The organism is Paenibacillus sp. FSL R5-0713 (assembly GCF_037973325.1).
Lineage (GTDB): Bacteria > Bacillota > Bacilli > Paenibacillales > Paenibacillaceae > Paenibacillus.
Genome location: NZ_CP150229.1, coordinates 1,689,298 through 1,708,529, shown reverse-complemented (window position 1 = coordinate 1,708,529; position 19,232 = coordinate 1,689,298). Strand labels below are relative to the sequence as shown.

14 protein-coding genes are annotated in these 19,232 nt (G+C 47.3%); 7 read left to right on the top strand and 7 right to left on the bottom strand.

What is annotated here, in order from left to right:
• Positions 1-131: 131 nt before the first annotated feature.
• A complete protein-coding gene (locus tag MKZ12_RS07665; protein ID WP_339259683.1) occupies positions 132-1,232 on the bottom strand; it encodes a M23 family metallopeptidase in 1,101 nt (366 codons plus the stop codon).
• A 221-nt stretch (positions 1,233-1,453) separates the two neighbouring features.
• On the opposite strand from MKZ12_RS07665, the gene MKZ12_RS07660 reads away from it, so the two are divergent.
• From MKZ12_RS07660 to thrS, 3 genes are all read left to right on the top strand, one after another.
• Entirely contained in the window at positions 1,454-2,215 is a 762-nt protein-coding gene (locus tag MKZ12_RS07660) for a response regulator transcription factor (protein WP_339259681.1), read from the top strand.
• Positions 2,212-3,972 (top strand): HAMP domain-containing sensor histidine kinase, encoded by a 1,761-nt coding sequence (locus MKZ12_RS07655; protein WP_339259679.1) that lies wholly within the window; start codon positions 2,212-2,214, stop codon positions 3,970-3,972. The genes MKZ12_RS07660 and MKZ12_RS07655 overlap by 4 nt, the downstream gene beginning before the upstream one ends.
• A gap of 473 nt (positions 3,973-4,445) precedes the next feature.
• Positions 4,446-6,446 (top strand): threonine--tRNA ligase, encoded by a 2,001-nt coding sequence (gene thrS / locus MKZ12_RS07650; protein ID WP_339259677.1) that lies wholly within the window; start codon positions 4,446-4,448, stop codon positions 6,444-6,446.
• A gap of 47 nt (positions 6,447-6,493) precedes the next feature.
• Here thrS and MKZ12_RS07645 read toward each other — a convergent pair whose 3' ends face one another.
• A complete protein-coding gene (locus tag MKZ12_RS07645) occupies positions 6,494-7,357 on the bottom strand; it encodes an SDR family oxidoreductase (protein ID WP_339259675.1) in 864 nt (287 codons plus the stop codon).
• A gap of 103 nt (positions 7,358-7,460) precedes the next feature.
• Between MKZ12_RS07645 and MKZ12_RS07640 the strand changes: the two genes are divergently transcribed.
• Positions 7,461-8,003: a hypothetical protein gene (locus MKZ12_RS07640; protein ID WP_339259673.1), complete on the top strand. Its 543-nt coding sequence runs from the start codon at positions 7,461-7,463 to the stop codon at positions 8,001-8,003.
• Positions 8,004-8,059: 56 nt separating this feature from the next.
• A complete protein-coding gene (locus tag MKZ12_RS07635) occupies positions 8,060-8,791 on the top strand; it encodes an MBL fold metallo-hydrolase (RefSeq protein WP_339259671.1) in 732 nt (243 codons plus the stop codon).
• Positions 8,792-9,400: 609 nt separating this feature from the next.
• Here the strand turns inward: MKZ12_RS07635 and MKZ12_RS07630 are convergent.
• Positions 9,401-10,615 carry a PQQ-dependent sugar dehydrogenase gene (locus MKZ12_RS07630; protein ID WP_339259669.1) on the bottom strand — a complete coding sequence of 405 codons (1,215 nt, stop codon included), beginning with the start codon at positions 10,613-10,615 and terminating at the stop codon, positions 9,401-9,403.
• Between the two features lie 271 nt (positions 10,616-10,886).
• On the opposite strand from MKZ12_RS07630, the gene MKZ12_RS07625 reads away from it, so the two are divergent.
• The gene (locus tag MKZ12_RS07625) at positions 10,887-11,975 is read left to right on the top strand and encodes a Xaa-Pro peptidase family protein (protein WP_339259667.1); all 1,089 of its coding nucleotides are present in this window, start codon (positions 10,887-10,889) and stop codon (positions 11,973-11,975) included.
• A gap of 287 nt (positions 11,976-12,262) precedes the next feature.
• On the opposite strand, the gene MKZ12_RS07620 is transcribed toward MKZ12_RS07625, so the two are convergent.
• The 3 genes from MKZ12_RS07620 to MKZ12_RS07610 form a co-directional block, all read right to left on the bottom strand.
• The gene (locus tag MKZ12_RS07620; RefSeq protein WP_339259664.1) at positions 12,263-12,616 is read right to left on the bottom strand and encodes a hypothetical protein; all 354 of its coding nucleotides are present in this window, start codon (positions 12,614-12,616) and stop codon (positions 12,263-12,265) included.
• Between the two features lie 209 nt (positions 12,617-12,825).
• A complete protein-coding gene (locus MKZ12_RS07615; protein WP_339259662.1) occupies positions 12,826-13,509 on the bottom strand; it encodes a queuosine precursor transporter in 684 nt (227 codons plus the stop codon).
• 375 nt (positions 13,510-13,884) lie between these two features.
• Positions 13,885-15,282 (bottom strand): L-cystine transporter, encoded by a 1,398-nt coding sequence (locus MKZ12_RS07610; protein WP_339240459.1) that lies wholly within the window; start codon positions 15,280-15,282, stop codon positions 13,885-13,887.
• Positions 15,283-15,633: 351 nt separating this feature from the next.
• Here MKZ12_RS07610 and MKZ12_RS07605 point away from each other — a divergent pair, with 351 nt between their 5' ends.
• Complete coding sequence (locus MKZ12_RS07605) at positions 15,634-17,334, top strand: methyl-accepting chemotaxis protein (RefSeq protein ID WP_339259660.1); 1,701 nt, start codon at positions 15,634-15,636, stop codon at positions 17,332-17,334.
• Positions 17,335-17,599: 265 nt separating this feature from the next.
• Here the strand turns inward: MKZ12_RS07605 and MKZ12_RS07600 are convergent, their stop codons facing one another.
• Positions 17,600-19,144, bottom strand: a complete 1,545-nt coding sequence (locus MKZ12_RS07600) for a cobyric acid synthase (RefSeq protein WP_339261348.1) — start codon at positions 19,142-19,144, stop codon at positions 17,600-17,602.
• Between the last annotated feature and the right edge of the window lie 88 nt (positions 19,145-19,232).

The window sequence follows — 19,232 nt, the reverse complement described above, 5'->3', positions numbered from 1 at the left end:
TGCGCCTTTATCCCCGGATTTTCCCCTTTATACAAGCGAATCAATAAAATCTGGGGATAACAGCGATCGGAAGATGGTTCTGTCCGCGTAGTAGTTAAGTGTAAATTAAATGCTTTAACTTATATATAGAATTACTCTGGAAGTCCCTGAATGGTGTTGCCACGAGTTAACTGCTGACTCTGGTCAGCCCAGCGAATGTTCATCGAGCGAGATGTGAACAGATCGGGGCCGTCCGATACCTGGAAGTGCAGATGGGCTTCACTGGAGTTACCCGAATTGCCAAGCTCACCGATAGGGTCTCCCTGCTTGAGCTTATCTCCTTTTTTGACCGAAACACTGCCTTTCTTGATATGTGCTGTGATGCTGTATTCACCGTTGCCATGGTCAATAACTACATAGTTACCCGCCGGCTCTTCCGGATTCATCACACCCGGTACATTGTCCGGAATATCGTTCTTGATTTCGACGACCGTTCCATCCGCAGCAGCATAGAGTGGTTCACCAAAAGCATGGTAGTTTTCATTTTCCTTAGCATCACCATGATAACTTGATTGTTCTTTTGTCCGAACGATATCCAGTGCATAGCGCTGGGTTTCATGCTCATAATGATAATTCGACATTACATCTTGACCTCCCCAGAATACATACCATTCCCCCTTCATCGGGAATTGGAACTCGGTTTTGGTGAGTTTGTCATCTGTGTCTTCATGAGCTTCCAACGGTTGAATTGACAGACCCTCAATCAGATTTTCGTCGGAAAAATAGGCGCGAATTCCTTTCGTCCCTGTCTGATCCTTCCAGGCAACCTCGGTTAATTGATTCATTTCGGCGTCTACCACTTGCTCCCACGATTCAACACCCTCCAGAAAAGGATCAGCGGTCGTTTTAAACTGCTCAAGCGTTACCGTTTCCTTCAATTCCGGGGAAAACTGGCTATAGATTGCATCCTTTGAACCGTTCATCAACGTATCTATGAAATTGTCCGGTGTAACCACTGCGCTCACCTCTGAAGTGGAGTTCTGCTCCTGATTGGTGTTCTCGCTCGCTTCATGATTGGACGCCTGTTCGGCTGACTGCTGCTCCGCCTGGTCGGAAGTAATCGCGTTGCCATTGCCGCAAGCAGACAATATCACGCAAGCTCCAAGGGTTATTGCAAGGACCTTCCAGCCCTTTCTATGCTTAACGATCTGATGTGTCTGTTGCTCTGTTTTCATATGACCTTCCCAGTTCATTTTCAACATCCCTTCTGCTAATTCATTATACTTTCCAGTTAAGTGTACAGAATGAGTCTTATCCTTCGTCTAACCCCAACTTACCAGTAGTTAAACTCACCATGTCTTCTTAGGTTGCATAATTAAGACTCCGTTAAGATAGCATGTACGCTATACATCCCCATAGGATGGTATGATTATCAATACACACAACGGAAGTACCAGGAGGTCATTTTCTAACTATGGATAACGTCTCAATACTGCTTGTAGATGATGAACAAGCGATTCTGCATATGCTCAAAACCGTTCTGCTCAAAGAACAGTTTCTCGATATCGACACCGTAACAACAGGTGAAGCTGCCATTGAGGCTTGCAACAACAAGACGTATCATTGCATCGTGCTCGACATCATGCTCCCTGGCAAAAGCGGACTGGAAATCTGTCCTTTTCTACGGCAGGTCACCGATGCGCCCATCCTGTTCCTGACGGCCAAGACAACCGATTACGACAAATTAACGGGATTCGCTGTTGGTGGCGACGATTATGTGGCCAAACCTTTTAATCCGCTAGAAGTCGTTGCACGAATTAAATCCTTACTGAAGCGTTATTTGCCTTCAAAAACAGCTGCCATCTCGGAGCACATCCCATCGAACGTAAATACGTCATCTCCAAGCATGCCGGAAGGTGTTTACGACTTTGGACGATTTCAGGTGCTGGAATGGGCCGCTGAGCTTCGAGTTGAAGGAGAATCCGTATCCTGTCCGGCGCTTGTGTTTCAACTGCTGCTCTTTTTCTGCAAACATCCCAATCGCATCTTCACCAAGTCAGATCTGTATGAGCGGGTCTGGGGCTCAGAGGCCATCAGTGATGACAATACCGTGATGGTTCATATTCACCGCATTCGGGAACGCATTGAAGCAGATCCTTCCAATCCAGTGTATCTCGTTAACGTCCGAGGTCTGGGATACAAGCTCATTCAGCCGGAACATGTGTCACGCCCATGAGTATTCGTCGCAGATTAATGACCCGGTTTATCGGGATGCTTGCGGGAGCCGTCATTCTGATCATTCTTCTTGGGTCTGTAGCCACTTACTGGGTCGTGCAAAAGGTTAATGAAGTGAATTTGGTGGATGATTTTGCGCTTAACGGTCTGGATCAATTGATTAATACAGCAGAATTCATGCCAGACAATACCATCAAATATGATCCCAAGTTGTTAAAGCAAGTGGATAAATATCAAGGCTGGCTCCAAGTGTTGGATGAACAAGGCAACGTCATTGATGATTATCACGCACCCGCCGATGTTCCTACTCACTATAAACCGGGAGAATTGATTGCATATTGGGAAAATCAAAAGCCTTTCCCTTATCAGATTGTCATACTCATCCGGGAGAAAAACGGGAAGAATTTCACTTTGTTGTATGGGGAGAGTAACCCGGCCAAATCGCTCATCAATAATATTCGTTCAGACCTCATTCTGACCAACGGGAAGTTTACTCTTCAACCGGGCCGACAGGAAGCCCTTCTTGCTGCTCATGCCTATCTTCAAGTATTGGATGCGTCAGGACGAGAACTCTCCTCCTTTAACAAACCAGCTGTGGGTGTACCAAGCGAATACACCCTTCAGGAGTTGGTCTTGCAGATTCGCTATCCAAGTCGATCAGGCAAGTCTACTGCTACATGGTACGATGAGAAGAATGGAACCACTTGGTTGATTAGCATCCCTGGCGAGGCAAATGGTACAGGGAATTCGAATCCCTACCGTTTTATTCTGGAACCGGCATTGGTTATATTGATCGTGTCCATCATCATTCTGCTTATCTTGCTTGCCTTCTGGTATGCCAACCGATTCGGCTCGCCCATGCTGCATATGCTCCAATGGTTACAGCGTCTTGAGCGAGGTCATTACGAGGAACCTACCGGAGCCTTCGGAGTGCCTCGCAGTCAGCGTCGTAACGGTAAGTGGAAGCGCAAATACAACGTGTATGCTGAAGTGCTTCGCTCCATGCAGGCCCTATCCTACACGTTGAAGCAAGATGAAGAACTTCGGAAACAGACCGATTCACTTCGGGAGGAATGGATTGCTGGCATAACTCACGATCTGAAGACGCCTCTATCCTCCATCCAGGGGTATGCCCATATGCTTGAAGCAGATAAATATAGCTGGACCGTGGAAGAAGTCAGGGAATTTGCAGGCATTATGCTCGATAAATCCATGTATATGGACAGGCTTATCAATGACCTTGCCATGACCTATCGATTACGCAGTGGCGGATATCAACCTGTGGTGGAAGAGACTGACGTAAATACGTTACTCCGTGATCTGATCCAACGCGCTGAACGAAACCCGGCTTATGGGGAAGGTCGCATCATATTCCAACCTTCCGAAGTGCCTGTGTATGGACTTGTCCATATCCCTTCGTTTGAACGAATTGTGGATAACCTGACCGCCAATGCCCTTCTTCATAATCCACCCGAGTCCATCCTCGTGGTCAGTGTGCACTCTGGTGAACATGCAGATGCATTCAGTATTCAGTTTGCCGATAATGGACGAGGCATGGACCCCGAGACGGTATGGAAGTTATTTGAACGATATTATCGCGGTACAGATACAGGTACATCGGACGTTGGATCAGGGCTGGGCATGGCCGTAACCAAAGGGTTGATTGAGGCGATGAAAGGGCATATTGAGGTACAGTCCACCCCTGGTGAAGGAACGATCATTCGTTTAGTATGGGATGGGCCGTCCGTAACGAATTAAAATGTTCCGCTTGACCTTTCCATTTTCAGTCTATATAATCGACACTCAATAACACCTGTTCCCATATATTGATATTGAATGCAACACATTTCAGGATAACTTTAATGAGTTAATCTAACATATTTGGCGATGACCAGAGACAAGATTTCGTTTGCGTGCTGCCCAGAGAGAGAAGGGATTGGTGAAACCTTCTTCAGCGAACGGACCGGAATTACCCCTCTGCAGCCGTGAACTCGAACCTCAGCATCTCGGACTCCCCTTGGAATGTTCGGCTTGTTGCCAGTAGAGTTCACCGCCTGATCCCCGATAGCGGATTCCAATGAGGGTTATGATGTTTCCTGTTCACGGCGGCTGGCCGAGAACAGAGTGCACCATAACCAAATTAGGGTGGAACCACGAGCCAAGCGCACTCGTCCCTTTTCCGGGACGGGTGTTTTTTGCGCTTTCATTTGATGAAATGGAGAGTGGTTCACATGAGCAAACAGGAAAACAGTAACTCCGCAAGCAACAAATCAGGTAACGAAATTAACAATCAAGCCAATGATCTGCAACCATCCAGTCAATCCATTAAGGTCCGTCTGCAAGGTGGAGATGTTCGTTCTTACGAAGCAGGCATCACTGTGGGTGCAGTTGCCTCATCCATCAGCACAAGTCTTGGAAAACAGGCGATCGGAGGTATTGCAGATGGTCAGAATATCGATCTCGATGGGGTGCTTGAGCAAGATTGCGAACTCGTCATTGTTGCTTTGGACAGTGCGGAAGGCCTGTATCGTTACCGTCACAGCGCAGCACATGTGCTCGCACAGGCGCTCAAACGCATCTACGGTGCAGAACAAGTGAAACTGGGTATCGGCCCAGTCATTGAGGATGGATTTTATTACGATGTTGATCTGGAACATGCCTTGTCCATCAGTGATCTGGCTGCCATTGAGCGGGAAATGAACAAAATCATTCAGGAGAATCATAAGATCAGTCGGCGGGTCGTTAGCCGGGAGGAAGCCCTCCGCATCTTCGGAGCAATCCAGGACCCCTACAAGCTTGAACTCATTCAGGATTTGCCGGAGGACGCCGAGCTTTCGATCTATGATCAAGGAGAGTTCTTCGATCTGTGTCGCGGTCCCCATCTCCCATCCACTGGCCGGATCAAAGCGTTCAAGCTGTTGAATGTGGCTGGTGCGTACTGGCGGGGTAACTCGGATAATAAGATGCTGCAACGTATCTACGGCACTGCTTTCCCAAACAAAGCCCAGCTGGATGAACATCTGCACATGCTCGAAGAAGCGAAAAAACGGGATCACCGCAAACTCGGTAAAGAGCTTGAACTATTCATGTTCTCCGAAGAAGCGCCCGGCATGCCCTTCTATCTGCCTAAAGGCATGACTGTTCGTACTGAACTGGAGCAATTCTCGCGTGAGCTGCAATTACAGGAAGGTTATCAGGAAGTACGGACTCCGCTCATGATGAACAACCGGCTGTGGGAGCAATCCGGCCATTGGGAGCATTACAAGGACAATATGTACTTTTCGGAAGTGGACGATGCAACGTTTGCACTGAAACCAATGAATTGTCCCGGGCACATGCTGATCTTCAAAAATACACTCCATTCCTACCGCGAATTGCCAATTCGCATGATGGAATTCGGTCAAGTTCACCGTCATGAATTCTCAGGTGCCCTGAATGGCATGATGCGTGTGCGGACATTCTGCCAGGATGATGCGCATCTCTACGTCATGCCAGAGCAGATCGAGGACGAGATTAATCAGGCGATCTCACTGATCGGCCGTATCTATGATATCTTTGGATTCGAATATAAGATTGAGTTATCCACTCGACCGGAAGATTCCATGGGATCGGAAGAACTGTGGGATCAGGCGGAACGTGCATTGCAAAATGTACTGGATCGCCGGGGCGTGGAGTATCGCATTAACGAAGGAGACGGTGCCTTTTATGGACCGAAAATTGACTTTCATATCCTTGATGCACTGAAGCGCAGCTGGCAGTGCGGAACAATCCAGCTTGATTTTCAAATGCCGGAGAAGTTCGACCTCACTTACATTGGTGAGGATAGCCTGAAGCACCGTCCAGTCGTGATCCATCGTGCCATCTATGGTTCCATCGATCGTTTCATCGGTATCCTGACTGAGCACTATGCAGGAGCGTTCCCACTTTGGCTCGCACCTGTGCAAGTGAAGCTGCTGCCTGTATCGGATCATTACGCAGATTATGCGCTCCAAGTCCAGAGCCAGCTCCGGGCTGCGGGCATTCGGGTAGAAACAGATCTGCGCAGCGAGAAACTTGGATACAAAATCCGTGAAGCCCAGATGGAAAAAGTACCTTATTCGCTCGTACTTGGTGAGAATGAGAAAAATGCCTCATCTGCCTCTGTCCGTGCATACGGTCAGGGAGATCAAGGCATTCAACGTATTGAAGCTTTTATTGAACTGGTTCAACAAACTGTGAAGGCAAAAATATAAAAGTTAATGCGACCTGATTCATTGGTCAATCATCAGCTTGTGTTGAATTACAACTTCTCATCAGGCTTTAGCCCGACCTGTTCTTCGCTCCACGTCCAGAAACGCTCAGCTGAAGTATCATCAACGGCATGCGCCTTCAGCTGCTGCTCTTTCTGTTGATAGAAGTAACGCCCGGTGATGCCGACAACATCTGGGCTTGTAGCCAGATAAACAGCCGTTCGCGCCCCTTCTTCAGGGGACAGAAAAAAGGGAAGCTTGCCTACAAACGCCATAATGCGTGTGCCAAATCCGGTATTGCGATCTACACCAATACTCGTGCCCACAGCACCAGGATGTAGACAATTCACCGTAACCGAGGTACCTGACAGTTTACGGGCCAGCGCTCGAGTGAACAACACATTAGCCAATTTGGATTGGGCATAGCTTTTGATCGGATTATAACCTTTGTGCAGATGTGGATCTTCGAAGTGGATTTTGCCGGCTTTGTATGCACCTGACGACACGTTTACAACCCGTCCCTGCGTTGCAGCTTTTAGAGGTTCGATCAAAAGCAAAGTCAGCAGAAAATGACCCAGATGGTTAATGCCGATACTCTGTTCGAACCCATCTGAGGTTTCCTTCCGCTTAATCATCACCACTCCCGCATTATTAACCAGAACGTCAAGGCGATCATGACGCTCGCGGAATGTGCGAGCAAACTGGCGTATACTTTCTAGTGAGCCGAGGTCACATAACATCAATTCAATTGCAGAAGAACCGGACTGACGCACAGCCTCCTGAAGAGCATCCTGTCCGCGCTTCTCACTGCGGCATGCCATAATTACGTGATATCCTCGCTTTGCAAGTTCAATGGTGGTTGCCAAACCCATACCTGAGTTGGCCCCTGTTACAATTGCTGTCTGAATGGACATGAGTACTTCCCTTCTGAACCAAAGGTTCCGAAATTAGAGGCGCGACGACGGACAATATGAGATAATGATAGGATCACATCTCGGTTTCCATGGGAGGACAAGTATGCTGACCAAAGATGACTTCAAAAAAGTTAAAAAACAAGCCAAACTTGAAATCGCACTACTCGAACAGGAATATCAGGAGATCTTGCAAAACGTTGATTCAACGCTGTATGAAAAATACGGTATTTTGGACAAAGAAGAAACACGTGAGTTCACCCGAAAACGCAAAAACCGAAGATATGCTTCACTGGTTATCGAACTATGCGCCATCATTGAACAGATGTTACATCAACTGTACAGACACGTATATCAGAAAAAGTTTAATTCGACCCAGCTGATGAAAACTCCTGCCTATCGGGCACGCTCCAACATGGAGATCATTCAAGCTGAACTGAGTAAAGAGTTCATTGCTCTGGAATCCGAAAAAGAACACTTCGCTGAAGCCCTTGGTCTGGTATTTCAGACAAGGAACAAACTTGTTCATGATAACTTTTCGTTTGTCTCCATCATTAAGGATGGCAGTAATGAAGAAGAAACGTTCGAATCACTGCTCCATACGGTCAAAAAATATAGAAAACACTTAAAATATAATCGCCCTGAATAACAACAATTATCGCTAAAAAAGAAAAGGAGGTGTACCGGACTACGGTCCGGATTACCATGAGCCATTCAACAACTTCAATTACTGTGCTACATCTTCAGATTCCCACACCTTCCGGGAACAGTCCCATATTCCCCGTCATGCTTCGTGATGAAGATGGCGTGACCTTGGTGGATACGGGCATGATTGGCCAATTTGCCGAACTTCAATCCGCATTGGAACAAGAGGGCGTACAACTCTCGGACGTCAAACGTGTGATTATTACACATCAGGACATCGATCATATCGGTAATCTGGGCGCTCTTCTGGATGCTATCCCCGATCTGGAAATCTGGGCACATGCCGATGAGATTCCATATCTAACTGGTGAGAAACCTTTGATCAAGTTCACTCCTGAACGTCGTGCTCTGCTGCCTGCGCCCGTTCTGGCACTGGCAGACCAACTTCTCTTGCAGCTGCCCGAAGTGAACATCAGCAGAACGCTCGCAGACGGAGACCTGTTACCTCTGCAAGGAGGCACACAAGTCATTCATACACCTGGACATACCCCAGGTCATATCTGCTTGTATTTCGGAGAGCAGCAGTTCCTGCTTGCTGCCGATGAACTTCGTGTGGTTGATGATGGACTCGTTGGCCCTGCTCCACCTGCGACACCGGACATGCCTGAAGCACTCCGAAGCTTGAAGAAACTGACAGACCTTAAACTTGATAAAGTTCTCTGTTATCACGGCGGAGAGTACACCAATGATCCGGCTCAGCGTATTGCCACACTTGCGGAGAGCGCAGAATAAATAAGAACGCGGAACTGTGAATGTTCTGGCGACCATAACGCATCCTTTTAAATCTTGTAGATTGGTGTGGCACACCTACGTTGTACCCTCTTCAGGATTAGGATGACACATCCTTTACAATCAAGGAGCTGTCCCATAAGTCATGAATTTGACGGGACAGCTCCTTTGATTAATTAAGCATGTACATCTACTTCCATACTGGTATTGACGTATGGCAGATCCTATTGCGCACGATATGCACGCAGTATCTTATATTACACCGCTATATTTCACCACGCATGTCACAGAATCTTTCTCCTTCCCGTTTGGCAAAACAATCCACCGAAAAATCCGTAACGTGAGTGTCTGATTTTTGACAGAGTCCCACCTTTAATGAATTGGGCACACTCTAAACGCTATAGCTGTTTTGTAACGAATCTAAGACACCCTATACGCAGTATTTTGAGTGTCAAGATTTTCTAACGAACTCCAGACACCTTATTTACTCATTTCGTTGATTTTCCCGCAGGTTTCGAGTGAATTTTGGCGATATAACGTGGCTGAGGTTCGTTACATTCTACAAACGCCATTAAACCTCTATTTTAGGTGTGTCAGGTTCGTTAGAATAAATCAACTCTCAGGGGTAAGTACAATCAGCTTGTCATCCCCATCCCGTGGCGATCCTCGTCCATCCCGATTGTTCGTAAGCACATATAACTTTCCGTCCTCTCCAGCACTCACATTGCGAATCCGTCCCCACTCATCTTCGAAGATCGGTTCCACCTTCTCCACCTGTGTACCGTCTTCCGAAAGAGTAATCTTCAGCAACTGCTCTCCACGCAGATTTGCGGCAATCAGTGAGCCGGCCCAAGGTCCTTCTTCAACAAAAGCTACACCAGACGGCGCCCACGTATCATTCCCACTATGTGCGAGTGGAGCCTGATATGCACCATTGTCATCGTCGTCTCCCTCCACCTCGGGCCAGCCATAATTCTCACCCGCTACAATCCGGTTAATCTCATCATGATTACGTTGACCATGCTCAGTCGCATAGAGATAACCGTTGTCCGGGTTCCAGGCCAGTCCCTGTGCATTGCGGTGCCCCATGCTGTACACAGGTGAATTCGGCCACGGGTTGTCTGCAGGGATCGATCCATCGAGACCAATCCGCAGTATTTTACCCCCAAGGCTATCTTTGTTCTGTGACAGTTCCGGTTCATACCGCTCACCTGTCGTGATATAGAGCAACTTGTCCGGGCCAATCTTGATCCGCCCACCATTATGATTCGTTCCGCCTGGAATGTTACCAAGCAGTTCTTTGTCTATAACGGCTTTCCCCTCAGTCACCTTGAGGCGTAACACCCGATTGGCAATGTCGTCGCCTTCCAGATAGGAGTGGTACGCATACAAATAACCGTTCTCCTCAAAGTCCGGATCAGCTGCAAGACCCAACAGCCCTCCTTCACCTTCTTCATTAAACGGAGCTGAGAATTCAATCAATGGTTCAGGGGCCAGTTTTCCATCCTCAATAATCCGAATTGCACCAGGGCGCTCCGTTACAAACATCCGACCATCAGGCACACTTACAATCTCCCAGGGTGCATTCAATCCTTCAACCAGAACGGAAGCCTGATACGGAATAACCGCCTCTCCCTGCGCTCCACCCTCACTTCCACTCGAACCGGAGTTGCCTCCATTGGCTGTCTGTCCCTGACCGGTTCCCTGTCCCTGAGACGACGTCTGCTCTGTTCCACTAACAGAGGGATCGGCTGAAGAGCATGATGCTGTTAACAGTGCCACACTTAATAATGAAGCATACAGTGGAACGGTTCCTCGATTATTCATGATTACATCTCCCTTCGCAGATCGTACTTTTGTATAAAATAACGAAGCTAAACCTCAACGTATGGTTAATCTGTTGTTTTTATGTTGTTCTCTATAGTTGTGATGCTATTATTCATGTACAGCGGTTTCGCCCTGTATTACCCTTCACACCAGCCGCTCAAACGAAGAATTCAAGGGATTCAACCGATCTGAAATCACTACAGTTTGGAATTCCATCATATTCTTTTATAATAGAAAGATAGTAAGAATCGAAAGGTGGACAACTACACTTATGAATCAAAACCCTTTATCCCGTCTTGAAGCCGATCTGTCCGGGCAAGGATTGGACGCCATGCTGATCACAGATCCGAAACATATCTACTATTTAACTGGATTTGCGAGCAATCCAAATGAACGCTTCCTTGGTCTGGTTCTCGCACGCGGCGAAGAGCCCCTGCTGATTGTACCCGCACTTGACGCTGAAGCTGCGGCAGCCGCTTCTTCGGTATCCAACATTGCAACTCACACGGATACGGATAATCCGTATGCTTTGTTTGATCGTTATCAGGGGCGCTTGGGCCGAGTCGGTCTTGAAAAAGAATACGTGACGGTCGCACGTTATGAGCAGCTTACTGCCGCTCTTGGTGCTGCCAGCTTCCAAGATGTAGGCCCGTTGCTTCGCACATTACGTGTGAAAAAAACACCCGATGAGGTCGCCCGCATTCGCCATGCCATTCATCTGATTGAAGAAACTCTCCGTCAAGGCCTCTCTCATGTTCGCACAGGCGTAACCGAGATTGAACTTGTCGCCGAGATGGAGTATCAGATGAAAAAACTGGGAGCTGACGGCCCTTCCTTTGATACCATGGTGCTCACGGGACCCAAAACAGGTCTGCCACACGGGACACCGGGTGAACGGAAACTGCAACATGGTGACCTGTTGATGTTTGATATGGGTGTGTATGCTGCAGGATATGCTTCGGATATCACGCGTACATTTGCCTTTGGTGACATCTCACCTGAACTCAAAACCATCTATAACACGGTGCTCGCAGCGAACGAAGCGGCTATCCAAATCGTAAAACCCGGCATCACCTGCGCAGAAGTGGATCGTGCGGCACGTCAGGTCACGGAAGAAGCAGGATACGGCGAGCGCTTTATGCATAGAGTAGGACATGGACTGGGTATTGACGTACATGAGTATCCTTCTCTCCATGGAGAGAATATGGACATCCTGAATGAAGGTACCGTATTCACGATTGAACCGGGCATATATACCGCAGCAGGCGGCGTGCGTATCGAAGATGATGTGATTGTGACCGAGACGGGTATCGAAGTTCTGACAACATATCCAAAAGAATTGCAAATCCTTAGCGACTAATCCAATTGGATCTATGTCAAAACAACACCATATCCATCTATGTTCAGCCGATCTTGCATCATGAACCGCACTGCACGAAACTGCGCTGAGCTGTATCTTCAAAATAATATACTCCTTAGGCGTACGCCTCAGGCCTATATACAGAAAGAGTAGCAAGTACAATCGCGAACGCAAAATCCCGCACATCCATGATATCATGGGTTGCGGGATTTTATTTATACGAAGCATATTCTTAAATTACTTCGTCTGCATTCTATGTGATCTTATTCCTGCTCATTCAATCATCATTAGTTAAACTCATGCGTGATATCCTGCCAGGATTCCAGCTGTGGCAGCTGTTGCTTCCCCCAATAATCCAGAAACCATTGAATAATTCCAGTCGCATCTGTCGTCTTGCAGCCGTAATGACGGAAACCGTCCTCACCTTCCTGCAACCGAATCTCCGCCACCATGTGCCCTGGTTCCTCAAGCGCAGCAGCCTGCAAATACATACTTCCCTCCACCAGCTCCGAAGGTACAAGTACTACGTATTCCTGCAATTCCAGATTGGTAATCAAATCCACCAATAGTGAGGCATTAATGCTATCATTCTCGTAGGTTGTGCCATTGCTTTCCAGTGTATAACGCAGTGTAGAGTACATATGCGATTCCCCTTTGGTTGATATCATCGTTGGATAATGATACATGCTCATAACGACAGGTTGTTTATATTATAACTTTTTCATAATAATGTAAAAAGGGTTTATCTTGTTTCGGGGACATGTGTTTTCTATAAAAAATCCCCTTGCAGAGTCCGAATTATAATGGACTGCACAAAGGGTGATTTTAAGTGATCCTCTTTGAATATTCTTTAAACTTCTTCCTTAAACTTAAAGCTGCGTGCAGCATACAGGAACGGTGTTCCAACCGCAGTTAATACAAATTTGATAATATACGTGGTCAGGAAGATCTCCAGCCATACATCCCAAGGATAGATGAACGCAAACGCGATTGTGCAGAACACCAGTGTATCCACAAATGAACTGATGATCGAACTGCCGTTGGTACGAATCCACAACTGATTGCGCCCTGGGGCCACCTTGCGTAACCAGGAATATAATCGTACATCCAGGAACTGACTGATGAAATAGGCGGTCAAACTTCCGAGAGCCAGACGTGGCAGCAGACCGAATAATGTTTTCATCGAATCCTGTGCAAAGTCCGTCGGTGCCGGCTCAAAGAACAACACCATCTGCATCAGAACCGTGGTCATGATGAGCGTAAAGAATCCGAACCATACAGCTTTGCGCGCTTCACCTGGTCCATATTTCTCATTGAGCAGATCACTGGTCAGGTACATGCTGACATACATCGTGTTGCCAAGCGTCAGTACAATGCCCATGATATCTATCGTTTTGGTCACCTGAATGTTGGCTATAACCGTAGCCACACCAATCCAGGCATAGAGACCTTTTTTACCGAACAAGCGGTAACACAACAGGAAAAATCCATAAGTTACGAGAACGAAAACCGCTCCCCACCCTAAGTTAAACATAAATACATACACTGCCTTCCTAGTTTTGATTACGCGGGATGGTTACGAACCGCGGTTTGGCTCAGGGCCAAAACATGAATACTCTATCACATTTCTCGTCCCATGAACAGAACTAAATAACTCCAAGTGTGCATGAGTCACTACGACCCTCCTATATTCCATGTGTTCCTCTCGACCATACTACGCTTTTCCTACCTCCATCTCTCTTACCACGAGCATCAAAAAGTATACGGATTCACACAACATGCACAGGTTTGATGATGTGATGGCTACAAAAAAAACCGCCCTCCGGATTCCTCCGAAGGACGGCTTTTCTCACTTGGCTTGCAAAAGGCTCTAGCTATCTTTCCACGAGCCTCTATCCAATCCAGTCTATTAAGCCTGAACAGCTGAATCCAGCTCACGGCTCTGATCATTGAATGTGTCATGATCATTTTCTTTCAAAATTTTGCTGGTTACAAGTCCAGAAGTCATGGACCCGTTCACGTTAAGCGCTGTACGACCCATGTCGATCAGCGGTTCAACAGAGATCAGCAATCCTGCCAAAGCTACAGGCAGGTTCATGGTGGACAATACAATCAGGGAAGCGAACGTTGCCCCGCCGCCAACACCTGCCACACCAAACGAACTGATCATAACAACAAGGATCAACGTCACGATGAAGTCCCAGCTCAGCGGGTCGATGCCGACCGTTGGAGCAATCATCACCGCCAGCATGGCCGGATAAATCCCGGCGCAGCCGTTTTGCCCAATTGTAGCACCAAAGCTTGCAGACAGATTCGCAATACCGTCCGATACGCCCAGTTTCTTCGTCTGTGTCTCCACATTCAGCGGGATCGACGCTGCACTTGAACGGGATGTGAAGGCAAATACCAGTGTTGGCAGAACCTTTTTCACATACGTAATCGGGTTGAACCCGGACAGTGAGATGATGATCAGGTGAATGATAAACATCACGATGAGGGCCACGTAGGACGCAATGACGAATTTGATCAACTTGAGAATTTCATCCGGATTCGTGGTCGCCGTCACTTTGGTGATAAGGGCCAGAATCCCGTATGGCGTAAGCCTGAGCACCAATGTTACAATCCGCATAACCACCGCGTATACGGCATTAACCATACCTCGGAATGTTTCCGCCTGTTGTGGTTTTTTGCGATCCAGTCCAAGTACAGCTACACCGATGAACGCGGAGAAGATAACGACCGCTAGTGTGGATGTACGACGTTCTCCTGTCATATCTGCAAATGGATTCGAAGGAATAAATTCCAGCACTTGCTGCGGAATGGTCTGATCCTTCACATCAACAAGACGTTCCTCCATCTTCTGACCCTGGGCGATCTCACGATCTCCACCTTCAATTTCAATGGAAGTAAGGTTAAAGCTAAGGCTCGTTACAATGCTGACCCCTGCGGCAATCGCTGTGGTGATCAACAGAATGGCAATGATGGAAACACTCATCTTACCGAGATTTTGCTTGCCCTTCAGATTCATGATGGCTGAGATGATCGACACCATGATCAATGGAATCACAACCATTTGCAACAAACGAACATATCCTGAACCGACCAGATTGAACCAATCGACTGATTTCGTAACTACATCAGAACCTGATGTGTACACCAATTGAAGAATAACCCCGTACACAACCCCCAGTCCAAGACCCGCAAATACGCGTTTCGTAAAGGAGATATGCTTTTTCTGCATCCAGTAGAGGATGCCAAGTAAAGCAAGCATCACCACTACATTCAATATGATTAGAAAAGTATCCATTTCTTTAAATCCTCCTCAGGCATGTGTGTAACCGGAACATATCCGATTTTCTCTTCTATTTCTTGTACTTCCAACAAGACATTTTACAATATACCATATAACAAACTATTCTGGTAGGTATTAATTGATATTATGTAATATGTATGTAACAGATTCATCAATTTCTGAAAAAAATACACCAATTCGTGAAAATTGTTCTATTCAACCTCCGGTTAATTTTGTAATATAGGTATATCCGCTTATTCCCAAGTTTTCTCAACATATAATTTAGGTCTTTCTTCATTGGTAGATAGGTCTTATGAGTACGGAAAAGCGATAATGTTAATGAACTTGACGTGAAAGGATGATCATATGTTTCGTAATCGCACCGTTGCCGGTAAAATCAGAGGCACCCTGTTCCTCGTTCTGCTGGTTGCTTCTCTGTTGTTCAGTATTAGTTTCTATGCCGTGTCGATGAATATTATTCAAAGTTACGTTCTACCGCAGTTCGACAAAGTCCTAAACACGTCCATTCAGGATATATACAAGAATACTTCTGCCTCCAAAATCCTACAGGTACAGAGTGGCGGAGCCGGTTCAGAAGGTGCTGCCATGACCGTGGAATCGTATCTGGCCGAAAAAGCAAAAGAACATAATCTAGATGCGGCTTACGTTGTTGCTATTCAGGACGGCTCAGCCAAAGTCGTTGTAGCCAACTCTTCCTCAGGTATGAAAGCCCAGGATGAGATCACTGTAGAGCCAGCAATGAACACAGCCATCGAGAGCAAAGAAATGGTAATCAGCGAAGTCTATTCGGATTCCTTTGGTGTACATAAAGCAGCATTCATTCCAATTGCAGGTAGTAATATGATTATGGCTGTGAGCATGGACGCCCAATTCATTCAGGATAAGATTACCCAGATTTTCTGGCTATGTCTTGGGATTACAGCATTAGTCTTTGTGCTCGGTTGGCTGATCTCCACTAGTATGATCAAAAGAGTAACCAAACCGATCATCAAGCTTGTCCAACATAGTAAACAAATATCCCAAGGTGATCTGACCGCTGAACTCCAGATCAAAGGCAAAGATGAAATTGCCCAGCTCGCTTCAAGCTTCCAGACGATGACACATAATCTGAAAGAAATGATCAGCCGTGCCTTGTCCACGTCCAATGAAGTGGTGTCAGGCTCCAATGACCTGCTTCAACGGGTTGAATCGATGTCCGGTATGGTACGGAACTCCAGCCGCTCTGCAGAAGATGCAGAGAAAGGCAGCATCAGCATTGCGTCAAGCGCATCCGAGAACGCCAGAGCCATGGAGGAAATTACGCAGGGCATCATGCATATTGCTTCATCTTCTGCCGAAGTATCCGAGCAGATTGGGGAAGCAGCCAATGAAGCAGTTAACGGTAACCGATTGGCTCAGAATGCCGTTGAGCAGATGGAACGTGTAGGCCAGACAGCAAGTGAATCACTGCGGTATGTGGAGACCATGAATGAACGTTCGGTAGCCGTAGGTACCATTGTTGCTTCCATTTTTGAAATCACCAAACAGATCAACATGCTGTCACTCAATGCCTCCATTGAGGCAGCACGTGCCGGAGAGCATGGCCGCGGATTCGCTGTCGTTGCCGGAGAAGTTCGCAAACTTGCCGAACAATCCAAAACAGCCACAGAGGAAATCTCGGATTATCTGGGCACCATTCGAGAAGACGCTGAACGGTCTGTTGATGCCATGAACCGTGTTACCCAGGAGATTGGTTCAGGTACAACTGTTGTTCAACAAGCAGGCTCAGCCTTCCAGCAACTGAATGAATTGATCCAGAACGTCAATCTGACCATTCAGACCGTCTCTGCTTCGACACAACAAGTATCCGCTGGTGCTGAAGAAGTAAGTGCGTCCGTTGAAGAAACGGCACAGATTACGTCCAAATCCCGTGAGAGCATGTTACAGATTGCTTCAACAGCAGATCATCAACTCAGCGAGATGGATTCACATTCGGATACGGTTCGCCATCTGCATGAACAAGCTGTAGAGCTGCAATCCGCCATGAAGAAATTCAAAATAAACTAACAGGTAAACCATTAACCCATCATCACCTGATTTAAACCTTGTTTAATCATAGGATATACAATACCCCCATGCCGCTAACATTCCGTTTCCAGAGAACGGTTTGTCGGACATGGGGGTATTGTTGTATAAGAACTGTGTTATGACGATTAACAAATGCATTTAATCCATTTCATAATCAATACCTGAGCGTATTAATCACATTCCCATATTGATATATCAATTGATGTTTTCTCGCTCAGATCGGCTGTTGACTCTGTTCTCCTGCTCACTCCGGTAACTTAATACCCATTATCTCGTACACACGCTGCATATCCAATGCCGAACGCAATGATTCGGCTACCCGATCGAACTCCATCTCTTTACGTTCATGCGCACTGTATGTCTCCTGAAGCGGAACCAGTCCTTTTCCAACACGTAAACCATTCAGCCATGAACGTCGGAATTGATCACTTTCAAACAAACCATGTAGATAAGTTCCCCACACCCTGCCATCCGTTGTGCCCCAGCCTTCATGGAATGGTTCACCACCTGGATGGGAGATTTCAAACAATCCGGTGACATGCTCCGGCTCGTGGCACTCCGTAACACCCATATGAATCTCATATCCGTTTACAGGTAATGAAGCGTTAGCTGCATCTTGTTCACTATACAGACGAACAGGATGATCAGGCTGCACTCGACCGGAAGCTCTAACCGTCTGTTTGTTCTGAAGAAACGTTGTCGATAGCGGAAGCCAGCCAAGTCCCTTCGCTTCCTGAATCTGATTTGCTTCCACAGCAAATGGGTCCTTCAGATGACGTCCCAGCATCTGGTATCCGCCACATATGCCTACGAGCTGGACATGCTCACGCTCGGTCTGGCTGGCGATTGCCTGCTCCAGACCAGACTCACGCAGAAATCCCAGATCCCCTATCGTATCCTTCGTACCCGGCAGAAGAATGGCATCCGGACTGCCCAATTCCTCTGGCGATGTCACGTAACGCACATTCACATCCGGCTCACGGGAAAGGGCATCGAAGTCTGTAAAGTTGGAAATTCGCGGATATCGGATCACCGCCAGATCCAGCTCGGTTTTGCCGAATTTCCCATGACGCATGGAGTCCAGCACCACTGAATCTTCCGCTTCAATCTGAATATCTCTTATGTAAGGCAATACACCTAATACTGGAATGCCTGTCCGTTCTTCGAGCCAATCGAGTCCAGGCTGCAACAGGGACAGATCGCCGCGAAACTTGTTGATGATAAAACCCTTCACACGCTGGACCTCATGCGGCTCTAACAGCTCCAGTGTGCCAACGATGGAAGCAAATACCCCGCCCCGATCAATATCAGAGATCAGAATTACCGGTGCATCAGCCCAACCTGCCAGATTCATATTGACGATATCCCGATCCTTCAGATTGATCTCGGCAGGACTGCCCGCCCCTTCCATCAGCACAATATCATAAGTGTCCCGTAGCCGGTTCAACGCATCCATAACCGTCTGCTTTGCTTCAGGCAGGAAATGCTGACGGTAGTCCGAAGCACTCATCTGGGCAAAAGGTACACCGTGTACCACGATCTGCGAATGCATGTCCCGCACCGGCTTGATCAGGATCGGGTTCATATCGGTTGTCGCCTCAATACCGCAGGCTTCGGCCTGCGCCCCCTGGGCCCGACCGATCTCCTTGCCATCTTCCGTCACATAGGAATTCAGCGCCATATTCTGTGACTTGAACGGGGCTGGCTTGAAGCCATCCTGCTTGAATATACGGCATAATGCCGTTGTGATGACACTTTTGCCCACATCGGAAGCCGTTCCTTGCAGCATGAGTACTGCCGCTGTTTGCTGTACAAGCTTACCCTCCACGATCTCTCCCCCTGTCTACGTGTTATCTCCAGATCACCTTGCTGCCAAC

Coding starts and splice junctions, on each gene's coding strand:
- MKZ12_RS07620 (WP_339259664.1), bottom strand. CDS start 12,616: ATGTACTCTACACTGCGTTATACACTGGAAAGCAATGGCACAACCTAC.
- MKZ12_RS07655 (WP_339259679.1), top strand. CDS start 2,212: ATGAGTATTCGTCGCAGATTAATGACCCGGTTTATCGGGATGCTTGCG.
- MKZ12_RS07640 (WP_339259673.1), top strand. CDS start 7,461: ATGCTGACCAAAGATGACTTCAAAAAAGTTAAAAAACAAGCCAAACTT.
- MKZ12_RS07600 (WP_339261348.1), bottom strand. CDS start 19,144: ATGCTGCAAGGAACGGCTTCCGATGTGGGCAAAAGTGTCATCACAACG.
- MKZ12_RS07635 (WP_339259671.1), top strand. CDS start 8,060: ATGAGCCATTCAACAACTTCAATTACTGTGCTACATCTTCAGATTCCC.
- MKZ12_RS07630 (WP_339259669.1), bottom strand. CDS start 10,615: ATGAATAATCGAGGAACCGTTCCACTGTATGCTTCATTATTAAGTGTG.
- MKZ12_RS07605 (WP_339259660.1), top strand. CDS start 15,634: ATGTTTCGTAATCGCACCGTTGCCGGTAAAATCAGAGGCACCCTGTTC.
- MKZ12_RS07665 (WP_339259683.1), bottom strand. CDS start 1,232: ATGAACTGGGAAGGTCATATGAAAACAGAGCAACAGACACATCAGATC.
- MKZ12_RS07615 (WP_339259662.1), bottom strand. CDS start 13,509: ATGTTTAACTTAGGGTGGGGAGCGGTTTTCGTTCTCGTAACTTATGGA.
- thrS (WP_339259677.1), top strand. CDS start 4,446: ATGAGCAAACAGGAAAACAGTAACTCCGCAAGCAACAAATCAGGTAAC.
- MKZ12_RS07645 (WP_339259675.1), bottom strand. CDS start 7,357: ATGTCCATTCAGACAGCAATTGTAACAGGGGCCAACTCAGGTATGGGT.
- MKZ12_RS07610 (WP_339240459.1), bottom strand. CDS start 15,282: ATGGATACTTTTCTAATCATATTGAATGTAGTGGTGATGCTTGCTTTA.
- MKZ12_RS07660 (WP_339259681.1), top strand. CDS start 1,454: ATGGATAACGTCTCAATACTGCTTGTAGATGATGAACAAGCGATTCTG.
- MKZ12_RS07625 (WP_339259667.1), top strand. CDS start 10,887: ATGAATCAAAACCCTTTATCCCGTCTTGAAGCCGATCTGTCCGGGCAA.